Source organism: Paenibacillus apiarius (genome assembly GCF_017052585.1).
Taxonomy (GTDB): domain Bacteria; phylum Bacillota; class Bacilli; order Paenibacillales; family Paenibacillaceae; genus Paenibacillus_B; species Paenibacillus_B apiarius.
In genome coordinates this window covers 2,650,067-2,670,975 of sequence record NZ_JAFFHZ010000001.1, presented here as the reverse complement: position 1 = coordinate 2,670,975, position 20,909 = coordinate 2,650,067, and the positions used below count along the sequence as shown (strand labels likewise).

The 20,909-nt window shown below is 49.6% G+C and carries 24 protein-coding genes; 7 read left to right on the top strand and 17 right to left on the bottom strand.

What is annotated here, in order from left to right:
- The first annotated feature begins 390 nt into the window (after nucleotides 1-390).
- Nucleotides 391-585, top strand: coding sequence for a cold-shock protein (locus JSQ80_RS12240; RefSeq protein ID WP_087432257.1), 195 nt, complete (start codon nucleotides 391-393; stop codon nucleotides 583-585).
- An 86-nt stretch (nucleotides 586-671) separates the two neighbouring features.
- Here JSQ80_RS12240 and JSQ80_RS12235 read toward each other — a convergent pair whose 3' ends face one another.
- Together JSQ80_RS12235 and JSQ80_RS12230 are read right to left on the bottom strand one after the other, a co-directional pair.
- Entirely contained in the window at nucleotides 672-1,448 is a 777-nt protein-coding gene (locus JSQ80_RS12235; protein ID WP_240463634.1) for an endonuclease/exonuclease/phosphatase family protein, read from the bottom strand.
- Between the two features lie 52 nt (nucleotides 1,449-1,500).
- Entirely contained in the window at nucleotides 1,501-2,193 is a 693-nt protein-coding gene (locus JSQ80_RS12230; protein WP_206095469.1) for an HAD family hydrolase, read from the bottom strand.
- A gap of 284 nt (nucleotides 2,194-2,477) precedes the next feature.
- Between JSQ80_RS12230 and JSQ80_RS12225 the strand changes: the two genes are divergently transcribed.
- The 3 genes from JSQ80_RS12225 to JSQ80_RS12215 all read left to right on the top strand — a co-directional run bounded on the left by JSQ80_RS12225 (nucleotide 2,478) and on the right by JSQ80_RS12215 (nucleotide 4,816).
- Complete coding sequence (locus JSQ80_RS12225; RefSeq protein ID WP_206095468.1) at nucleotides 2,478-3,116, top strand: winged helix-turn-helix domain-containing protein; 639 nt, start codon at nucleotides 2,478-2,480, stop codon at nucleotides 3,114-3,116.
- Nucleotides 3,097-4,287 carry an MFS transporter gene (locus JSQ80_RS12220; RefSeq protein ID WP_206095467.1) on the top strand — a complete coding sequence of 397 codons (1,191 nt, stop codon included), beginning with the start codon at nucleotides 3,097-3,099 and terminating at the stop codon, nucleotides 4,285-4,287. Before JSQ80_RS12225 ends, JSQ80_RS12220 begins: the two co-directional genes overlap by 20 nt.
- Before the next feature lie 172 nt (nucleotides 4,288-4,459).
- Complete coding sequence (locus tag JSQ80_RS12215) at nucleotides 4,460-4,816, top strand: DUF1904 family protein (protein WP_206095466.1); 357 nt, start codon at nucleotides 4,460-4,462, stop codon at nucleotides 4,814-4,816.
- A gap of 86 nt (nucleotides 4,817-4,902) precedes the next feature.
- Here JSQ80_RS12215 and JSQ80_RS12210 read toward each other — a convergent pair whose 3' ends face one another.
- From JSQ80_RS12210 to JSQ80_RS12150, 13 genes are all read right to left on the bottom strand, one after another.
- The gene (locus tag JSQ80_RS12210; RefSeq protein ID WP_206095465.1) at nucleotides 4,903-5,598 is read right to left on the bottom strand and encodes an ABC transporter permease; all 696 of its coding nucleotides are present in this window, start codon (nucleotides 5,596-5,598) and stop codon (nucleotides 4,903-4,905) included.
- Entirely contained in the window at nucleotides 5,591-6,514 is a 924-nt protein-coding gene (locus JSQ80_RS12205) for an ABC transporter ATP-binding protein (protein ID WP_206095464.1), read from the bottom strand. Before JSQ80_RS12205 ends, JSQ80_RS12210 begins: the two co-directional genes overlap by 8 nt.
- Before the next feature lie 127 nt (nucleotides 6,515-6,641).
- Nucleotides 6,642-7,577, bottom strand: a complete 936-nt coding sequence (locus JSQ80_RS12200; protein ID WP_206095463.1) for a sensor histidine kinase — start codon at nucleotides 7,575-7,577, stop codon at nucleotides 6,642-6,644.
- Between the two features lies 1 nt (nucleotide 7,578).
- Complete coding sequence (locus JSQ80_RS12195; protein ID WP_087432249.1) at nucleotides 7,579-8,283, bottom strand: response regulator transcription factor; 705 nt, start codon at nucleotides 8,281-8,283, stop codon at nucleotides 7,579-7,581.
- Between the two features lie 38 nt (nucleotides 8,284-8,321).
- Complete coding sequence (locus tag JSQ80_RS12190) at nucleotides 8,322-9,218, bottom strand: YwqG family protein (RefSeq protein ID WP_206095462.1); 897 nt, start codon at nucleotides 9,216-9,218, stop codon at nucleotides 8,322-8,324.
- Between the two features lie 476 nt (nucleotides 9,219-9,694).
- Nucleotides 9,695-10,009 (bottom strand): heavy metal-binding domain-containing protein, encoded by a 315-nt coding sequence (locus JSQ80_RS12185; RefSeq protein WP_019419785.1) that lies wholly within the window; start codon nucleotides 10,007-10,009, stop codon nucleotides 9,695-9,697.
- 162 nt (nucleotides 10,010-10,171) lie between these two features.
- Nucleotides 10,172-10,390 (bottom strand): hypothetical protein, encoded by a 219-nt coding sequence (locus JSQ80_RS12180; protein WP_206095461.1) that lies wholly within the window; start codon nucleotides 10,388-10,390, stop codon nucleotides 10,172-10,174.
- On the bottom strand, nucleotides 10,377-13,481 hold the full coding sequence (locus JSQ80_RS12175; RefSeq protein WP_206095460.1) for a stalk domain-containing protein: 3,105 nt from the start codon (nucleotides 13,479-13,481) through the stop codon (nucleotides 10,377-10,379). Before JSQ80_RS12175 ends, JSQ80_RS12180 begins: the two co-directional genes overlap by 14 nt.
- Nucleotides 13,482-13,485: 4 nt before the next feature.
- Nucleotides 13,486-13,839: a hypothetical protein gene (locus JSQ80_RS12170; RefSeq protein WP_206095459.1), complete on the bottom strand. Its 354-nt coding sequence runs from the start codon at nucleotides 13,837-13,839 to the stop codon at nucleotides 13,486-13,488.
- 28 nt (nucleotides 13,840-13,867) lie between these two features.
- Complete coding sequence (locus JSQ80_RS12165) at nucleotides 13,868-14,896, bottom strand: NAD(P)H-dependent amine dehydrogenase family protein (protein ID WP_206095458.1); 1,029 nt, start codon at nucleotides 14,894-14,896, stop codon at nucleotides 13,868-13,870.
- A gap of 101 nt (nucleotides 14,897-14,997) precedes the next feature.
- Nucleotides 14,998-15,831 carry a MerR family transcriptional regulator gene (locus JSQ80_RS12160; protein ID WP_206095457.1) on the bottom strand — a complete coding sequence of 278 codons (834 nt, stop codon included), beginning with the start codon at nucleotides 15,829-15,831 and terminating at the stop codon, nucleotides 14,998-15,000.
- 45 nt (nucleotides 15,832-15,876) lie between these two features.
- Nucleotides 15,877-16,788 (bottom strand): alpha/beta fold hydrolase, encoded by a 912-nt coding sequence (locus JSQ80_RS12155; RefSeq protein WP_206095456.1) that lies wholly within the window; start codon nucleotides 16,786-16,788, stop codon nucleotides 15,877-15,879.
- Between the two features lie 4 nt (nucleotides 16,789-16,792).
- Complete coding sequence (locus JSQ80_RS12150; RefSeq protein ID WP_206095455.1) at nucleotides 16,793-17,407, bottom strand: TetR/AcrR family transcriptional regulator; 615 nt, start codon at nucleotides 17,405-17,407, stop codon at nucleotides 16,793-16,795.
- Nucleotides 17,408-17,640: 233 nt separating this feature from the next.
- Between JSQ80_RS12150 and JSQ80_RS12145 the strand changes: the two genes are divergently transcribed.
- Together JSQ80_RS12145 and JSQ80_RS12140 are read left to right on the top strand one after the other, a co-directional pair.
- A complete protein-coding gene (locus JSQ80_RS12145; RefSeq protein ID WP_206095454.1) occupies nucleotides 17,641-18,078 on the top strand; it encodes a DUF7832 domain-containing protein in 438 nt (145 codons plus the stop codon).
- Between the two features lie 134 nt (nucleotides 18,079-18,212).
- A complete protein-coding gene (locus tag JSQ80_RS12140) occupies nucleotides 18,213-18,815 on the top strand; it encodes a DUF1349 domain-containing protein (protein WP_206097564.1) in 603 nt (200 codons plus the stop codon).
- Nucleotides 18,816-18,878: 63 nt separating this feature from the next.
- Here JSQ80_RS12140 and JSQ80_RS12135 read toward each other — a convergent pair whose 3' ends face one another.
- On the bottom strand, nucleotides 18,879-19,649 hold the full coding sequence (locus JSQ80_RS12135) for an MBL fold metallo-hydrolase (RefSeq protein ID WP_206095453.1): 771 nt from the start codon (nucleotides 19,647-19,649) through the stop codon (nucleotides 18,879-18,881).
- A gap of 119 nt (nucleotides 19,650-19,768) precedes the next feature.
- Between JSQ80_RS12135 and JSQ80_RS12130 the strand changes: the two genes are divergently transcribed.
- Entirely contained in the window at nucleotides 19,769-20,191 is a 423-nt protein-coding gene (locus JSQ80_RS12130) for an Lrp/AsnC family transcriptional regulator (protein WP_206095452.1), read from the top strand.
- Nucleotides 20,192-20,232: 41 nt separating this feature from the next.
- Here the strand turns inward: JSQ80_RS12130 and rnhA are convergent, their stop codons facing one another.
- Nucleotides 20,233-20,868: a ribonuclease H gene (gene rnhA, locus JSQ80_RS12125; RefSeq protein ID WP_206095451.1), complete on the bottom strand. Its 636-nt coding sequence runs from the start codon at nucleotides 20,866-20,868 to the stop codon at nucleotides 20,233-20,235.
- Nucleotides 20,869-20,909: the final 41 nt, after the last annotated feature.

Genomic DNA, 20,909 nt, shown 5'->3' with positions numbered 1-20,909 from the left:
TTTTCAACTTTAAAAAAATTCACACATTGAAAAAAGTTCCATCGTAAAAATGATACCCTTTTCAATGTGTGAAGCGTGGTTCAAATTTAGCAATTGACATAATGATACCATATAAAAATGCGATTTGCAAGTCGTCGGACGGCCAATTGGAAATTTTTTTGGAAAACTATGCATGCAGCCCCTTTTTCTCGTGCACAGGCCTGTTGAACAAATAGTTAACATATATTCAGGACTTAATTCACATACTATATATGGAGTGGTTCCATGAACTCATGCAATCCGCTTTTGCGTGGCAAGACTGTAGCCAATTAAAAAAGGGCTGTCCTCCGGGCAGTTCTTTTTCATTGCCCATTGCCCGCGGCCCCTATAATACGCAAGGAGGGTTTTGCGATGTATTATTCTAAAAAAAATGTCGAGCCGGTTCCGGAAGAGCAGACTTCCATTTGGAGTTGCAGCAGTGAGGACTGTTCTTGCTGGATGAGAGAAAATCTCACGTTTGAAAAAACGCCGAGCTGTCCCCTCTGTCAGTCATCAATGGTAATCAATACGAAGATGCTTCCTCCTCTTATGTACCATACGAGGTGATCCCGATAGCGGCTAGCGCTTCTCGGCAGTTCACCGGAAACGCCGCCGCTGTTGCATCCAATCCCCGGGTACGCGGGGCAAGTCTGTCAGCTCATCGAGACGCGCGCCGCTACCGGGTAATGGTCAGAAGGGTATCCCCCGTTTACCCGATCCCGAATTACTTTGGTCGCTATAACGCGAATGTCACTGGACACAAAAATATAATCGATGGCCTCTCCGTCTTCTCCGCCCTGGAAGTCATGGAATGTGGCCCCGACCTTGCCGGCGGCTGCCGAATAGGCGTCTGTCAAAGACAGAACACTGCCGTCCGGATTGGAGCGAAGAACGTTCAGGACAGGGCTGTCAGGCGTAGAATTGAAGTCTCCCATCAATATCATAGGAAGCGCGCGCTTGCGGAATTGCTCCTCCATGTGCTGCCGAACGAGGCGAATTCCGTTCACTTGGGCTTCCTCGCTCTCGTGATCCAGATGCGTATTGAACACGATAAATTCACTGGCAGAATCTTTGGCAAGCTGGAACCGGGCCCATGTGCAAATACGCGGCAGACTGCTGCTCCAGCTTATGCTGCCTGGGCGAGCCGGCTGCTCCGACAACCAGAATTGTCCGTGTTCGAGCACTGTAAGCTGTTCTTTATCATACCAAATGGCATTATGCTCATCTTGATGTCCGCCATAGCGCCCCTCGCCAAGGAAACCATATTGCGGCAAGCTCTGCTCCATATCGAGCAGCATCGGGTGAAGACCCTCCTGAGTCCCGATGATCAGGGGTTCGTGGCTCCGGATTACCTCGGCCACCTTGTCAACCCGGTATGGCCACGCATTTTCCCCGTCTTGGATCTCGTTGTATCGCAAATTAAAACTCATGAACGTAGCGTCCATAGCTCTCACCCCTAATTATTGTGACTGTGTACTGTGTCTATATATCACTTTCTTGGGGCACCGGATTGCCCTTCTCCAAAGTATGGATAATATCCTCCAGTCCCATATCAAGAAGTGATGATAACCGAATGTCGACGTGATCGAACGAGCAATTCGCCGTAACATGATTCGGCACCGCGACACAATAGAGTCCCGCTGCCTTCGCCGCTTGTGTTCCTACCACCGAATCCTCGAACGCAATCGTCTCGTCCGCTCTTACGCCAAGTCCGTCCACCGCCTTCAAATAGATTTCGGGATCGGGCTTGACCTTGGTCACATTGTCGCGCGTCTGCAAAAAATCGAAATAATCGAGCAAGCCGTAGCGCTTGACATGATTCACCGCCCACGCAGCCGAAGCGCTGGAAGCAAGCGCGACTTTGAGGCCCAGCCTTCCGGCCGTATCCAATACTTCCCTCACGCCTGGAAGCACGTCCCATTCCGCAATCATCTCATTGTATATGGCCCGATGGTGGCGGTGCAGCTCTTCGCGATCCACTGATTTGCCCAGAAGCCCTTCCAAATATTCGCACGCCAATGGCCAGGTGCGGATTCCTCCGGCCCACTCCCTCCAGACGGCAAGCGGCATATCGTGTCCGTACTCCTGACATATCTCGCGAAAGGATAAATAACTTGCCGTTTCCGTATCTAAAATAAGCCCGTCAAAATCCAATGCAATCGCTTTAATCGCCATGCGTATTCCCCCTCCATCATCATCAGATTACGGGGCTTGCAGCACTCGCCTCCCACGTTCCCCGACATTATATTCTCATTGTACGCTAATTCGCGCAACCGCTTCCATCCCTGTGTGCAGAAACTTCATAACGAATTTTATATTTCTTTTCTAATGCATGGCGCTAATCCTGTCCGGGTCAATTTAAGGTATCGTTGTCATTTTGGAATTGACACCCTTGGTGAGGAATGATAAATTTGAACAATCAAATAAAATTGAACGTTAAAAAAAGGGTGAACACATTAATGCAACAGGACTTGTTTATTATTGACACGCTGGAGAAATTGAAAGTGATCAGCGACCCCCTGCGTACGAAAATATTGATGAATCTGGTGAAACAAGAGTACACGGGGCAGCAATTGGCCGAAATTCTCGCCATTCCGAAGACCAAGATTTATTTTCATCTGAAGGAGCTGGAGAAGCACGGCATCGTGCATATCGTGCGGGTGGAAGAAAAGAACGGCATTATGCAGAAGTTCTATAAAGCAGTGGCGAGAAGGTTCATTCCGAGCGATGATCTGCTGCCGAGCCATGAGCTCATCGAGACGTCCCGGCAAGTCTTTCTCGAAACGGTGCTGACGACGCGGCAAGAAATCGAGAAGGCGCCGGGCGAGGCTTTTCAGTTGCAGAGCCATCACCAAGACGTAAAGAAAAACTTGGCGGCCACCTATCAATTTCATGCGACGGAAGAGCAGTTTAGCGCCTTTCTGAAGGAATTTAAGGAGCTGTACCGCAAGCATTTCAAGCAGCAGGAAGCGAATGGGCCTGCAGATGCGAAGCCTTACATGATGTCGCTGATCGGATTTCAACGAAGCGGCGGCCAAGCGGCGGCATTCGGTAACGGACAGGAGGGCACAGAGCACGATGACAGCGAACTCGAATAGAAATATGTGGCTTATTTTATCCGGGGTGTTCGTATCCGAACTGGCGGCATGGATTGGCACGATCGGCAGCCTGCAGTTTTTAAGCGAGCAATTGTCCTCCCGCTTCCTGCAGTCGTTCATCCTGGTGTCGGGGGCTGTATTCGGCATCTTCTTGGCCCCGTACGCCGGCAATATCATCGACCGGTTTCACCCGAAGAAGATTTTGCTATACAGCGGCATGCTGCGGATCGCCGCCATCGGCTTTATGCTCGCCGCCATATGGGAGCAGAACGTCTGGTATATGGTCGTGTTTCAACTGATCATTGTCATATCCTCGTCATTCTATTTTCCGACGGTTAATGCCGCGCTGCCGGTCATTGTGCCGGAGGATCAGCTAATGAAGGCGAACATGCTCAATTTCAATCTGACTACGATTGCCCGCATCTTCGGAACCGCCATCGGCGGCGTCTTGCTGTCCGTTCTGTCTTTGCAGAACATTTATGTCATCTCCGGGCTCACCTACGTCGTATTGATTATTTTGACGTGCATGCTGTCCTTTGACCGGTCGCAGCTCGGCAACGTTACGCACCGAGCGCGTGCCAAAGCCTCCTTCTCGGAGTTATTCCCGCTTATGCGGCGGGAGCCAATGGTCAAGGCTCTGCTCATCATGACGTGCATTCCGTTTTTATTTATTGGCGGCTTCAATGTATTTGCCATTGAGCTGAGCGAAGCCAATGATTTTGACGGCTTGAAAGGGATCATTTATGCTGTGGAGGGCACGTCCATCCTGATCGCGGGCTTGGCGATGAAGAAGCTTGCGCAGCGTATGAGCACATCCGCGCTGCTCTTCGGCGGGGCCATGCTGGTCATTGGCAGCTTGCTCATCCTGATTATTCCGGTCATGCCGGTTCAAATTATCGGCTTTGCCGTATTCGGGTTCGCCGGCGGGCTATTCATCCCGCTGTCCAATACGGAGGCGCAGGTGCGCATTTCCAAAGATGCGCTGGGCCGCTTTTTCTCGTTAAAACGGATGATTGAAACCTCGGTGCTGCAGCTGTCGCTCATTTTTACCGGCATCATTCTCGATCTTTCCTCGTTCCAGACCTTGATGGTCATATATACAGCCGTCTGTGCCGTCTGTCTCTTTGCGGCCCGCAGCGTGTTCGCGCAAAACGCGGCAGCGGTTCGCTGACTATGAATAGACTAGGAATAATACGCATATCGTTCCTTGCGGGGCGAGACAAACGCAGTTCGAATCGAGACAACTATTCCGTAAATGGGACAACCTGTGTTATGATACGTAATGGTAATTAAATATATAAACAATGACATATGATACTAGAGTTTAAAGTAGGGATGATATTATGCCGTTTATTCGTTTTAAAGGGTTTAAGCAGCCATTTGTCGAACGCATCTCATCAGCAGTCATCCACCTGGTTGCCGATACCGTCCATATTCCGCCGGAGATCGTGAAGATCGAGCTGATACACGCGATCCCCGTCGCCAACTCGCCCTTGTCTGTCGAGATCTATATGTTTCAGCGGGAACAAGAGAAGCATGATGCGGTCGCTTCCAAGCTCTACGCTCTATTGCAAGAGCATGGATATGACCAAGTCCATATATTCTACGTCATTCTCACCCCGTCGCTGTACTATAAGGAAGGGAAGCCGCTGCAAGGCGTGCCCGTCATTCCGGAAGCTGCGGACGGGGCAAGCCAATAATATTTTTCCGGCTTACAAGATTCGTTGCTTCTCCTGGTGAGATTCATGACAAAGAGCGCCTCTGACGGGCGCTCTTTTCGTTCTTTCTATTTGCTGATATCGACATGCTCGATGTTTCTGAGCGCGGCATAGGCGACAAAAGCGCCCATGATGGCCAGCGTAATCGGGATGATAATGATGTTGTTGAGCGACACCCCGCCATTGTTCGAGCAGACGATAAGCACGATGAGCAGCGATGTAGTGATGGTCGTTACCGTTGAATATCTTCTCATCCCGAAATAAAGCGGAATGAGGCTCATGCAGCTGGCTGCCAGCGCATTCATCCCGAAGCTAATCAAAGCGCCCGTCAGAATCGAGGCTGTTAACGGCTCGCTCATTTTGTGCGTATACCCGTTGATTGCCAGTACAGCGCCGCTTACGATCAAGTCGGAGATGATGATGGACAGGAACGTAAACAAGAATACGATGAGCAGTTTCGCCGAAATGAGCTTTTTCCGGTTAATCGGATACATGAAAAGCACCGTAATCGACTTGTTTTTGAATTCATCAATAATGAAGCGCGACAACAACACGGCGGCGAACACGATAAACGTGCCTCTCACGAAGGTGTCGATGCCGGTGAACACTTCGGAATAGGTTGTAAAGACGGTCTCGTCCGCATACTCGGCCCCGTAGATCATCAGCAGCACCATGCCCAAAATGGCGGCGTTCGCAATGAGAGCGCCGCGAATATATCTGCCGATCTTGAATTTTTTCAGCTCCAAGCTTATAAGCTTACGCAACGATGCCACCGCCATTCAGCAAGGACAGGAAATAGTCCTCCAACGAGCTGTTCTTTTTGTGAATCGACTCGATGACGACATCGTTCATGACCAATGTCTTCGTAATCGAGCTCTGCGGCACGGACGGATCGTACACGCGAATGATCTGATTGTCGATTACGCGCATGTTGGATACATTCAGATGCTTCTCCAGCAGAAACGCCGCTTTTTTGCAATCGTTCGTCGTAAATTCGATGTACTCCGTATTTTTCTCCCGGATCTGCTCCATCGATACTTCCTCGATCAATTTACCGTGATTGATAACGCCGATCGTATCCGCCATCTGTTCGATTTCCCCCAAGATATGACTGGAAATCAAGATCGTGATGCCGTACTCCTTGCTCAGCATTTTGAACAAGTCACGGATTTCCTTAATCCCGACCGGATCAAGTCCATTGATCGGTTCGTCCAGCATGAGCAATTCAGGCTTCGTCGTAATGGCTCTTGCGATGCCAAGCCGCTGCTTCATCCCGAGGGAGAAGTCTTTCACCGCTTTGCTGCCGGTATTCGTCAGCTTGACCAGTTCCAGCGCTTCGTCGATGGCTTGCTTATTGTGGTACCCCATGTAATCGCAATGCAGCTCCAGATTGTCTCTGGCCGACAGCTTGTCGTAGAAGACCGGATATTCGATAATGGTGCCCATTCTTCCCAGCAGATGATAGGAAGTATCGGTCAGCTTTTCCCCGAACAGCTCGATTTCGCCGGCAGTCGGTTTCACCAGATTCGTAATCATTTTCATGATCGTCGTCTTGCCGGCTCCATTGGGTCCGAGGAAGCCATAGATTTCCCCTTTTTGGATATTCATATTAACGTTCGAGACGACTTCTTTGCCTTGAAACGTCTTCGTTAGCTGGTTGGTTCTCAACAGGCAGGTCATGATTGGTTCCCCTTTCGCTCCTTCACTTATCTTTATTGTAAGGGGTGAAATTCTCTTTTTTCTTACCCGATTCTTACGAATTTCTTAAGCGGACCGCACGGCTCAGCTTGCATGTTCAAAAGGCTGACTAATAACGTATTTTCTTCAGGGAAAAAGAAAAGGCCGTCTTCTCATACGGCTTGCTGTACAGGTGGATTGTCCCGCCTAAGCTCTCGACCAGCCGCTTCGTGATCGTCAGCCCCAGGCCGCTGCCCTGGTACGACGAGTTCCGGGAATCTTCAAGCGTGTACATCCGTTCAAAAACTTGATCCCGGTGCAGCTCCTTAATGCCTTTCCCTTTATCCCACACCTCTATTCGGCTCCAATCCCCGTCTTCCCGCAACGCCAGCCCAATCGTGTTGCCGTCTCCCCCATGCTGAATCGCATTGGAAATCAAATTGTTCAATATCCGATCCATCGCTTCGGCATTTCCCATCACATATAGCGGCTGGTCAGGAATATCGATATGAACCTCGAAGCCTTTCGCCGTCAACACGTCATAAAAGGCCAGCATGTTCGTCCGGCAAATCTCATTCAGATGGATTCGAGTCAGCGGGATGTCCTTGTCCCCCGACTCCAGCTTCGCCAGATCAAAAAATTTATGAATGAGCTCCAATACTTCAATCGTCTTCTTCTCCACTTTGGACAGCATTGAGGCCCGTTCTTCCTGGCTCATCTGCATATCCAGATTTATCGTTTCCAAGTATCCGAGCACTACGGTCAACGGCGTCTTCAAATCGTGCGAAATATTCGAAATCATCTTCTTCATCGCGATTTCGGTCTTGGCGTGGCTAGCCAATGATTGTTGGTTGCGCTCCAGAAGGCGGTTGATTTCAACGAGCAGCGGTATAAGCTCCTGATCATCCGTCACGAGCAGCAGCTTCTCCCCTGTGCCGCCGTTGACGATTCGGTTCAACTGTTCATGAAGACGCCGAATGCCCGCGCTTCTCGTTCGGTTGAACACATATTGCATGGCGATGATGCCCAGCAGAACGGCGACGATGGCGGCCAACGCAATTGTCATGTCAATGGCCCGCCCACTTGTATCCGATTCCCCATAACGTCTTTATATATTTTGGCTCAGACGGATTATCCTCGATCTTCTCGCGCAGTCTCCGAATATGCACGTTGATGACATTCTCATCGCCCATATAGTCATCGTTCCATACGAAGCCATAAATTTGCGCTTTCGTGAATACGCGATTCGGATTGGTAATGAACAGCTTTAAAATATCGAACTCCTTGGATGTCAGCTTGATGTCTTCGTCCTGCTTCATGGCGGAGAAATTATCCAAATCGACAGTCAACTGCTCGAACGTAAGCACATTTCCGCGTTCCTCCTGCTGAACGGAATGGGAGTACGCCGTGGCGCGGCGGATCCCCGCCTTGATTCTTGCCGTCAGCTCAATGAGGGAGAACGGCTTGGCAATGTAATCATCCGCGCCGAATCCCAGTCCCAATGCCTTATCTACGTCGCTATCCTTGGCTGACATAATTAAGATCGGGATGGAGCTCGTCGCGCGAATCAGCTTAATCACTTCCATGCCATCCAGCTTGGGCATCATCAGATCGACCACAATCATGTCGAAGGAATCCTGCCGGAACCTCGTTACTCCCTCTTCCCCATCGTGCGCCGCCGTGACGTGAAACCCTTCCTTAGCCAAATGATTGGTCAGCATTTCAACAATCGAAATGTCGTCCTCCACCAGCAGTATGCGTTCTTGTCGCATGACCCTCTCACCTTTCCTGAAAAAACTGCATTGGCGGTTCAGCTCGAATACAGCGAGCAATAAGTACGGGAAAAATCGCGCTTCAGCATATCTTCCTTGCGCATAAAGAAGTGGATGACCCCGCAGTCCCACCATGAAAAGCCAACCGGATCGCTGCTGTCGATCTCAAGCAGCATTATGGTATCCTTTACTTCTTGTTCCGCACGCTCCCGGTCACCGCCGAAATGAGCCGTCAGCTTCTGAAGCGATCGTTCCGGGCTGTAATCATAACTTTCGTTCAGGATCAGCATCAATGCCGCTTCCACCTCCGCGTCGTCGTGCTGTCCTTCCGGATAGCCGAACATGCAGCCCCAATTGTGCGCCGAGGTGTCAGCCAGTTCATCGATCAGATCGTAATAGCTCTCGATGTCTTCGATATCAAGCGCATCTTCATCCACATACGCATAGTTCGGCAGCTCCAGCGAGGATCGTGCGCGTACCGTGTACGGCCGGAATTCCTCACCGTCCTTGTCTTCCTGCAGCGCGGTAATGCCATCTGGCTTCTGCAGTTGCAGTGTCCCGGCCCGTTCTGCGTAGATGACCCGGTGCTCGATATTGTAGGCCGGCTCATCCATGCCGAGGAAGAAATAGAGCATCCCCTGCTGCGGAAGCAGCTGGGCGTTGTCATGCGGCGCAATGTCCGCCAGATTGAGCTGGGCGAGGAACGTCATCTTCGTGCCGTCCTCCGTCACCGGCCAAGCCGTAAGCTCCGGCAGATCCGGATATCCGCCGACGCGCGAGCCGCCAGTCCGTTCGTACTCGTCCGGTTGCGCCAAGTCAAGCCGAACTCCTTGCTTGCACGCGGAGAACAAGTAGTGTTCTGCCGCGGTTAGCTCTCGCTCCTCCAGATGCCTCTTTAACTCTATCGTCATTGGATTGTCCAAATTCATGCTCATTTTGTGGCCTCCCTATTACATCTCCCTTGATTCCATTGTCCTACGACCGAACCTTCGTTGCAACTGTTTTAACAAAGGGTCGCAGGAGGAAGCCGCAGGTTGCATTTATGGTGTTCCGGGGACTGCCGAGGCTGGGCATGGTCTGCTGAGCGAGGAGGAATGCCAGGTGCCCCAGTGGCGTCGTCGGAGGCTGAATGTGTGGCGGGGGCTTTCTATACTACAAGGCCGATCGTTTGCGGCGGGTCTCTCCTACGAGCTATCCTTTCATCCACGCTTCCCAGCTCAGACCAATTGGATGCGGGCCGATAAACAGCCTGTTCCTGCAGCACTTACCGTCTACCGTTCCGCTCCATCCATTCCATTGGAAAATGTACAGGCTTTTCACTGCAGCCCTCTGCGATCACGTTACAATATAAAAAGGAACACCCCATTAGGTGTCCCCTCAACATGCACAAAATCTCAATACCATTTCATAATTAGCGCACAATGACTGCCGTCCCGCTGACCGCGACCATTAACATGCCTTCACGCACGACCTCATAATCAACGTCAATGCCGACGACCGCATTCGCTCCTTTTTGCTTGGCCAAAACCTTCATTTCTTCCATGGCGATGTCACGCGCTTCCTTCAGCTTGCTCTCATAAGCTCCGGAACGGCCGCCCACGATATCGCGCACGGAGGCCAAAATATCCCGCACCACATTGGCGCCCATAATCGCTTCACCTGCGACAACGTCAATGTATTCCACAATTTCTTTACCTTGTATCGTAGAAGTTGTCGTTATAATCATTTTGCCATTCCTCCAATAGTATAGATGTGGATTGAATCAAGTTGTTATACATTGCTCATATGAGCACAAGGCTGTATCCCGTATCTATAAGTATATTTTACTTGTTCCTTTCGTTTCATATACATCGATTATGGTGACAAAACGGAGTCCGAACGTGACAATTTAGCAAGGATAAGCCCTGACTGCAATCATCGCATGGCAGGCGTGCAAGCATGAAGCCGTATCGTCAGCATTTTGCCAGTCCGACACCTTCCCGTCTTCCTCTTCCCCTCCTTTTTCGTGTTCTATAAAAATAAAGAAATAAGCCCCGGAAATAGATTCCGGGGCTTCGTCTGGTACGGTCAGGTGCATGGATAATACATGCTTCTTAGTAACCTTCACCTATAATAATCTCGTTGGATGAAGCGGATAACGCATTAATGGATGTAGTGCGCCCGTCTACGACAGACGAGATGAATACTCTATAAGCAGTGCCCGTTGTAAGCGGGTTGCCGAATGCATCCGTATCATACAAACTAAACCATGCCTTGGTGTCGCCATTAACGCTCACCATCTTGGAAGCATTCGAATTCGTCCGGTCCGCATCGGCCAGCGTGAAGCTGCTCGCGCTGCCGGAAGGAACGGCCATTACTTTATAGTAAGCGATGCCGCTCTCATTGCTTGGTTTGACAAAAGTGACACTAAAGTCGTTGTTGCCCTCTCTTTGAGCATATAAACCGCTAACCGCCTGCACGGATTGATCAGCGAGAGTGACATCTCCGGACGAGGATGACAGCGCGTTAATCGTGCCTGTTCTTCCATCGGCCACCGTCAAAATAAAGAAGCGGTACGGCACGCCCTTCCGAATCACATCACCGTATATATCACGAGTCGAGTCCGTTAATTGTTGCCTGATATATGCGCCCTGTTTCGATACTCTCGTATAGTTCGAGGCGGAGACATTATTGGCACTCGACAGATTGAACGCATACGCTTGATCTGAACGAACAGCCATGATGCGGTATTCAGCAACGTTCGCTTCGTTGGACGGCACCATGAAGTTTACCTCGATATCACGTCCGCTGCCGTAGCTGCCCGTCACATTCGCCGTTACATTCGCCGCGGCGTCCACTGCAGCAGTGCCCGCAAGCGTAATCGCCGGGGATGGAGACGACAGAGCGTTGCTCGACTGATTGCCCGTGCTTACGGACAATACGAATACACGGTAACTGATGCCGTTGCGAATCCGATCGCCATCAACGTCTTTGGCATCGGAAGCCAGCGTCAGGCCAAGGTTGCCGCCTGTTCTGTTCGCGACTGTAGAATTCCAGCTGGACACATTATTCGCATCCGAAACGCCGAACCAGCCTGCCTTGTCGGCTTTCACAACCATGACGCGATAATGGTTAATGTTCGCTTCATCAGCGGCACGCGTGAACGTCACCCGCAGGTCGCGGCCGTCGTTGTAGTCGCTCACGTCGCTGGCCGACACGTTCGTTGCCGAATACACCGTCGAATTGTTCGACAACGTAATCGTTCCGGACGGGCTGGACAACGCATTGTTATAGCTGCCTCGGCCTACGGACAACACGAATACTTGGTAGCTCACACCGTTCCTGATAGCCGATCCGTCCACATCTCTTGCATTGGAATTCAGCGCCAAGCTAATATTTCCACCGGTCTTGTTCACAGCCGTATAATTGTAGCTCGATACGTTGTTCGCCGCTGACAGATCGAAGCGGTTCGCATTGGATGCCTTCACGACCATGATGCGGTATTGGCTGATGTCCGATTCATCCGAAGCCCGGTTGAACGATACCCGCAGGTCGCGGCCGTCGTTGTAGTCGCTCACGTCGCTGGCCGTTACATTGGTTACGCCGCTGACGATACTATTGTTCGACAGCGTAACCGTATCCGAAGCGTTTGACAACGCATTGTTATAGGAGCCCCCGCTATTGGACACCGCCATTACGAATAGGCGGTACGTTTCTCCGTTGCGGATAGAGGATCCATGCACATCCCGCATGCTGGAAGGCAGCGTAGTCGTGATGCTGTATCCGGTCTTAGACACGTCATGGTATCTGCCATAAGATACTTTGTTGGCCTCCGTCAGATCGAAGCTGCTGGCATCTTGGTATCTCACGGCAAAAATCCGGTAATAGCTTACTTTCGATTCGTCGGATGCCCGATTAAAGCTAATCTGTAAATCACGGCCATCTCCATAGTTGCTTACATCGCTAACCTTCGTAATGACAGGCAAGCCGACCGATTGACCCAATGTCATCGAGGCAGATCCTGAAGACAGCTTATTCGAGTACGAATTCGTATTGCTGACCGACAACACAAATACCGTATATGGCACTCCATTGCGGATATAATCTCCCGAAGTGTCTCTTGCGGTCGAGCTTAGCGTCGATGTCAGCGTTGTGCCGCCCGATTTGTACACGGTCGTATAGTTCTGGCTGGAGACGCCATTCGCTATTGACGTATCGAATCGATTCGCGTCTCTGGTCTTCACGACCAGAATGCGGTAGTTCGAAATATTGTTGTCGTTTTGCGGTCTCGTAAAGCTTACATTCATGTCCCGTCCGTCGCCATAGTCCGCGACATCGCGCACTTGAACATTGCTCGCCGCCGACACGCCGTTGTCAGACAGCGAAATCTGCGAGGACGGATAAGAAAGCGCCATCTGGCTGCTTCTCTTGCCAACCGTCACCACGTACACGTTGTACGTTTGGTTGTTGCGGATATAATCCCCGTCCACGTCGCGCGCGCGGGAATCCAGCCGCACGCTCGGATCATCGCCTTGCGGATAAGCCGTCGTATAATTGTTGGAAGACACGGAGCGAGCCTTGGACAAATTAAAGGAAGACGAGCTCGACGATTTGACAACTAGGACACGGTAGTGATCCACGTTGTATTCATACGGCGCTCTGGAGAAGCTCACTTTCAAGTCGCTTCCATCGCCCTGTTGCCCTACCACCTGCGCATATACGTTATTCACTCCGCTTACGTCATCGGATGTATCAGGTCTATTCGGTCTATCCGGAGTGCTTGGTCGGTCCGGAGTCGTAATTGTAACCGTTTTGCCTCTCTCGTTCCAGCTCACCAAGGCGCCCAATGCCTCACTGACGAAGCGGACAGGCACCATCGTTCTGCCTCTCAGCGTGTTGGCCGGCACATCCAAGCTTACGTTCATATTGTCGATGGTCGCCGACTTGGAGCCAAGCTTCAGCACAACGGTCGTGCCGTCCTTGCTGCCCGTCACCGTTTTCGTTCTCGAGTTATAAGACACTCTTGCGCCCAATGATTCAAAAATGGCGCGCATAGGCAGCAGCACCCGTCCTCTAGACTGCACGGGCGGTTGATCCATCGCCAGCTTCGATCCGTCAACATAGACGGAAATGGCAGCTGCCGCATTCAATTGTGTGGTCGGCAGTATTAAAGAAAATACCAGTGACGTTGCCACAATTCCAGATAATAGCTTTCTCACGTATTCATCCTCCCAGTTTACTTTCATCTTTCCATAAGAAAATTTTCCCTTCATAATTAGACGTACGGGAGCAGGAAAATGTTGCGTATTTTCTGAATAAATTGTGACAAATCCGCGGCGGATTTCTTAACCCTTTTCTTAAGGAAACGGGCTGGGCTTCGATGAATGCTGCCGCGATACTCCCTTGAGGCGGCATAACTGCGCATATTTTCGGTTCTTCTGCAGCTTGACCAGAGCGCTGCCCTAAAGGGTTGGCGCATGTTGGGCGGAGGCGGGCTTCTCCGCCAACGCCTCTTGATACAAAAAAGAACACCATTAATGGCGTTCCTGCTGCGGCTAAAAAAGGCGACAGTGACAAGCTGTCGCCTTCTTCTGCACTATTCGGTTTATTTTACGTAGTAATGAAGCGGATAGGTGCGGTACTGGGCCGGCGCCATTTTCTCGGTGGTGTAGAAGCCAGCCGGAGCTTGGAGCAAATCAGGAATGCGGTTGACGACCGTAGCGCATGTAAGCTCGACAGTGGCCGGGCAAGAGATGTTAACCTCCGTTTTCGGTTCGCCTTTGATGACCCAATCGTTGTGGTCCACTTCGTTCTCGGCGTATACCTTGCCGATACACTCCGTCACGATGACCGGACCTTGATGAGTGACGGTCGTGACGACGGCGGTCATGCCGGTGGCATCGCCAGCAGGAATCGTTCTGCCGAGCGTAGTTGAATGCAGATCTTGATCGTGCGTGATCGGAATCAATTGTTGATCCATTGATTTAATGGTCCATCCGAACTGCGAGCACAGCCACTCGTTGGCGTTTCTCATGAAGGACGGGAGATCGTTGTTGCTTGCGATTTTCTCCTCGAATTCCTTGAGCGTCAAGCCAGCGCCGTGGACTTCCGCAAGCGCAATGCCGTACTCTTCGACATTGTAGCTGGATTTGCCTTCAATTCGGGTGATCTGATGCGTCGCGCCCGCCAATACCGTAATTAAGTTGCCCCAGAACACATCCTGGTAGCCTGATCCGGTTAAGGTGCAATTGTTTTCTTTGGCAAGCCGGTCCAGACGGTTAGTCAGGGCTGGAGAGGTTGTCCATGGATAAAACGCCTCTTCGCAAGTACTAATCGCGTTCACGCCATAGCGGGCCGCCAGCTCAAACGCAGCATACGTATCCGTCAGCAAGCTTGTCGTCGAAATAATGCAAACCTGTGCATCGCATTCCCTGAATACTTGCTCGGCATCGGAACGGACAGGCACATTCAACTTCACGCCCAAGCCTGCAACCTCGCCCACATCTTTGCCGACGACGTTCGGATTCACGTCGATCGCCCCTACGATTTCCGCACCCTTTTCATACAGATATCTTAGAAAAAACTGTCCCATTTTACCGCAGCCGTATTGAATGACTCTAATTTTTTCCTTCATGTGGACAACCTCCTGTATTGTTATATTTTTCACAAACTATTATGCGATTGATACTTGGGAGCTCCTATGTCCTTATCATAAACTCTATAGTTACTATAGAGTCAATCCCTTTTGATAGGAACTTGTAATTTCATAAACATATTCCGCTCGTCATGATGAAATACCGGCAGCTCCACCACCACTTCGCAAATGTAATCGCCAATCACTTCGTAGCCGTGCTCTTGAACCTGCTCGAACAGTTTGCCCGCATACTCCCGCTCATGAAAGAAACTATCGCAATAAATGCACAGGTAGTCGTGTTCCGGGATAATCTCAACACCTGCTTGCATCTCAAAATCGGAATCTACAAACAGAAAAACTTCTGTCGATACGAATTGTCCCCGTTCCATCGCTTCCTGACGGATAATGGAGCCGACATTGCAAAAGTAAGCCATCGGCAAATGGTTGACGAGTGCTTGCGCCCGCAGTTCCCGTAAAATGTATTCGTACGTCTCCAGCGTATTTTCATAAATGTTCACCTTGCTGTCGTAACAATAAATTTTGCGCGCTGGGACATGCTGCAGAACGATGTGCCCGTCTCCCGGAGCATTCATATAGGTATCGTAATTTTTGATGCTGACATGGACCGCTTTTTTCATCTGATCCAGTTCCTTCAGCTTGTGTTCGATGAGGAGCGCTTGCTGCCGCAGCATCGCGGGGATAGATTCGACGTCTTCGGTATCGAACCATGCCTTAATGTTGTCCAATGACATGCCTAAAAACTTCATATAGTTAATCATGTCCAGTCTGGCGCATTGTTTAATCGCATAGTAGCGGTAACCGGTGCTCTCTTCGACGTACTCAGGCTTTAGCAGACCCAGCTTGTCATAATAACGCAGCGTTTGGACAGAGGTGTGGTTCAATTCGGCCATGCGGCCGATTGATAATTTATCCATGACGAGGATACCCCCTCTCGATTAATGCGATACATCCGCCTAATCCTATACGTTGTGGGTACTGATAGGGTGTTGCCTGAGAAATTCAATGACAAGCTCGTTAATCCGTTGTTTCTGTTCGATACTTAAGAAATGCCCTGCCCTAGGGATGGTTGCGATTGTGACATCTGGAATGAGGCTCGCCTTCGCTTGAACCGTCTTGATGGAATGGCGGTAAATGACTTCGTCTTCCCCGACCACGAATAAGGTAGGGACTGGAAGCTGCGATAGTTCTCCCTCTGTAAATTCGGCAGGAAGCAGCCCGAGCCGAGGAGCACAGCTCTGGTAGCTCGCTGCAAGGAGCGCTCTGTAAGACTCTGGCAGCAGCTCCAGACTATTATGCTTCGACATGCACCACTTGAATGCGCGATCAATAAACCACTGTATTGGGAACATCACAGCAGGGAACATCTTTACATAGAACATCCTTGACAGCGGCGCAAAGGAGCCGGCAGGTGCCAGCAGCCCCAGCGAACGTACCCGCAACGGATGCGCTACCGTATAATTCAAAGACAAAAAACCGCCCATGGAATGCCCCAATAAATGAAACGCGCCCAAATGCAGCTCCCCGACCAGCTCCAACAGCCATTGCGCTGCTGCTGCTCTGCTTGATAGCGGCTTGACGAGCGTGCTTTTGCCAAAGTCTCCAGGGACTTCAATGCAATGAACATAATAGTCCTTGGACCATTCGGCAATGTTTGCGCTCCACATGAGAGAAGTCGCGGTCATTCCGTGAATGAGCAGCAGAGGCGGATTCGACTTATTGCCGCATTTGATCATATGAGTAGTTCCGAAGTCAGTTGTAACTAAGCAGGATTCGTAAGAAACTGGCCACTCGCTCAGCGCTTGGTCATAAGCAGCTGTAAAGTGTGCTCGCATACTATCGCTTCTAAATATGGATGAAACCTTCGTATCCATCAACTCACTCCTTTACAGACGAAGTATTAATGAAAGCTCTCAAGATTTGATCTACTTGCGGAAAGCGTTCCAACGACGGATAGGTTAACCGGGTAAACACAACACCGTTCAGCATCGAAGTGTACATAAGAGCTTGCTGTGATGGATCCGCCTTGATGAATTCCCCATGCTTCTGACCTTGCTGGAACAGATGCGTGAGCAACTCCAGGCTCTTGGCCGAATATTCTGCTGAGATCGCTGATGCCTGCTCCGGGACCGTCTTGGACGTATTGGTTTGCAGCGCGATCAGAAAGAAATAACCGCTCTCCCGGGTGTGAGCAAGAATCTCTTCCGTCATTGCCTTTAGACGTTCATAAGGACTTCCATTGCTGTTCACAGCCTGATGAATCGTGTCATAGGAAGTAGTAAATGCCATCTTTGCTAACTCCATATATATATCTTCCTTGGAAGAAAAATAATGATAAATCAAGCCGTGGCTTAGCTGAGCTTCCCCTACAATATCGCTGACTTTCGTGCCTGCATAGCCCCGCTCTCCAAATACCTTCGCTCCGGCTGCCAGCAGCTGCTGTTTGCGTTTATCACGAATTTGCTGATTCTGTTCATTCACTCTGGGCGACATGGTGTTCATCCTCCTTGACAGAAGTGTTCTTCATAAGGCAATCGTAATTAATTTTGATTAATTAGTCAATCAAAAATATGATTTAAAAAAGCACATCTTCTAAAAAAATACGTATGACGGTTATTTTTACAGTTGATATTTGATATTCGCGAACGGATGTTCTATAATACTGGAAAACATTGCGTTTTAATCTAAACGAAACGTTTCCAATAGTTGCAGAGGAGCTGAACGAAATGTCGGATACGTGCGTCTACGACAAGGCTAAATATCATTACGACGGTGATTTTCCCGCAGATTTGCCTAACGAGCAAGCATTTGTCCATACTGGTTTGTTTTTAGGATGGATGATAGAGCATGGGTTATATAGCATTGATTTTGAGGAAGATGCCGAAGAAGATATTGCGGCTTTCAAGCAAAGACAACTAACCGGAACACAGATTTATATGAACTGGGACGGGGTTCTGGCCGATGATATGTTAAGCGATGAGGGAAATCGATTTGCAACGGTTTATTTTGATTTTGAGAATGGCACCTATTTAGAAGACTATCAAGATACATTTTCGGATGCCTCTACTCTCTATCATGTAGAGGATACGTGGGACAATTATTTTCAGTTGAAAGAAGTAATCGATCAACGGTTTATGGACTGGAAAAACACGAACGCGAAGTAAGCCTTGTCTATTCAAGAGCTGAACTGGACTATTCTCCGCAGTGTCAGTGGGTCCCACTGGACAATGTACAGTTGAATGCACGCGCTGGACGATGAAACATATGAAATGATTAAGCTGGAGGCTGTAATTCCATGATAAATATATCTTATATCCCTGATTCCGTTGGTAAGCTTACGATAATGAACGAACCGCAGCATTGGAACGTGACAGATGATGCTTTGCGCGTCCATACGCAATCCGAAACCGACTTTTGGTTGAAAACCCATTATGGCTTCGAAGTAATGAACGGACATGTCTTTTACGAGTCGGTTGAGACGGACTTCACAGCAGAGGCATCGCTGAGCATGAAGCCCATGTCAACCTATGATCAAGCAGGCCTATTCGTAATGGTGTCGGACACATGTTGGTTAAAGACATCGCTTGAATATATACCGGACGGCCCATCACACTTGGGAGCGGTCGTCACGAATTATGGGTATTCGGACTGGTCCACTCGGAATTACCAGAATGCATATGTCACGGAACCTCTGGCATTCCGAGTCGAGCGCAAGAACGGCGATTATATCGTATCGGCCAAGACGCAGGGTAACCCTGATGAGTGGGAACAGATCCGAATCGCTCATCTGCATGAAGACCAGCATCCACAATCCGTCAAAGTAGGCATCTATTGCTGCAGCCCGACCCCGAATGGCGGTTTCGAGACGCGCTTTCATTCTTTTTCCATTGAGAATAGATAACTTGTTGTATCACAAGCATATAGAACTTCAACACCCGACCGCATGCGGTCGGGTGCTTACCTATTAGTGCGATGAACAGAAGGAAAGCGATTCTCCGTCGGTAGGCACGAGTATATGAGAGGAGAGCCCCTTGTCTGCAATGTAGCCTTTCAATTCCTCTCTTGTTAACAAGCAATGATTGACAGACTCCATATGGGACACAATAATGGTCGATTGTGGAGCTTCCTTATATGTTCGATAGACATCTTCCTTCGTCATCGTAATGGGGTCGCCCTCTAGGAACTGGGCTGCGCCTGCATTGACGACAATCACTTCAGGATGGTGCGCGTGGATCGCTGCGTGAACATCATTGCACCAAATGGTATCGCCTGCAATATAGAGCGTCGGTTCATCCGCATGTGAAAAGACCACTCCCGATACTTCGCCCATTAAGTGGCCGATCTGGCCCACCCCGTGTTTTCCAGCCGTCCGATGCAGCCGAATTTCCCCAATCTCGGATATGCTATCCAACCATTCCACGTTATGAAATCCCGCTTCCTCTATGACCTTCGCATCTTGTGCGGACTGCGCAATCATGCGAATATCCTTAGGCAGCGCTTCGACAGCAGCCGCATCGAAATGATCCGGATGCAAGTGGGTTACAATAACCGCATCGACTTGAATAATTTCATTCACTGGAATTGGCAGCTCGGCGGTCGGATTTGCCAGTTCTTGATTCGGAGTGTTTGGAAACGGTGGATATGCCCCTTTCGGGGCTAAAAATGGATCGATTAAAAAGGTCATCTCACCATAGTTTAGAACGATGGTGGCGTTTCTTATTTGTCTAATCTGCACGGTCTACTCCTCCTTTAACAACCTCCTCCTATAGGATAATATGAAAGCAATAATACGGAACATCGATCAAATCATGAATAATGTACGGTTTACTTGAAAAATGAAAGAGGTTGGTAGGAATGCTGGATAACACGGACAGACGAATTGTGGAAGAACTATTGCAGAATGGCCGCATGTCGATGAAGGAATTGGGGCAAAAAATTCACATGACCGGCCAGGCAACCGCCAACCGTTTGCTTAAGCTGGAGGAAGAAGGGGTAATCGAAGGATATACCATTCGGCTGAACCATGCCAAAGCAGGAAAACCCGTCCATACTTTTATCAATATTTATACAAAGGAATTCAATCACCGTCCCTTTCTCTCGTTTATCGAGACACAACGTTCTTATTTGGTGAACAACTTCAAAATTAGCGGCGAGGGCTGCTATCTGCTAGAGTGCAGGTTTCCGTCTAATGAGGAATTGGATCTGTTCCTGACTGAATTAAATAAATATGTAAATTATAAGTTGTCTATTGTGATTAATAAGAACAACTTAACATGAGCGAAATACAAACAAGAGCACCTGGCATGGTGCTCTTATGGTTATTTTCTTCCATAATCGGCTTTAATTTCTCCCCAGTCTTGGGTCTCCCACTTTAATACCTTGTTGTCATAGCTATTGGTCTGCAGCCATTTCAGAGCTCGGTCCACCAGATCCCATACTTCTTTTGTGGATTCATTCCGCTCTAATGTCGTAGCTACTTTCTTCTCTCTCACCCATTTTAAAGCGGTTCTGGAGTCGCTATATACGGTCTGGGTACTGCCCTTCTTTTTCAAGTAAGCCAAGGAATGGACGATAGCTAAAAATTCACCTAAATTATTCGTACCGTTCGGAATGGGACCACGGGCAAATATGACCTCGCCGGTTTGCGTATTCACGCCTCTATATTCAATCGGCCCCGGGTTCCCCTGCGTTCCTACATCAACTGAAATGCTATCATAATCAATCGTTTCTTTGGACTTGGGTGAGGCAGGTTGAGTCTGTTTCTTAGCGGACCCCTTCTGGCCCCAATGCTTGGTCCAACCTTCACGATAGGCTTGTTCCGCCTCCGCTTTAGAAGGATAGGATTTATACTTCGCATCCTTGCGTCCGTCCACTTGCTCTTTACATTCTGTCCAATTCGTATAAATGCCTGGCCGATTGCCGACCCATACGACATAGTACTTTTGTTTTGCCATTTGCCTATCTCCCTCTTCCTCCGCGCTGTCACTGCTTCCTC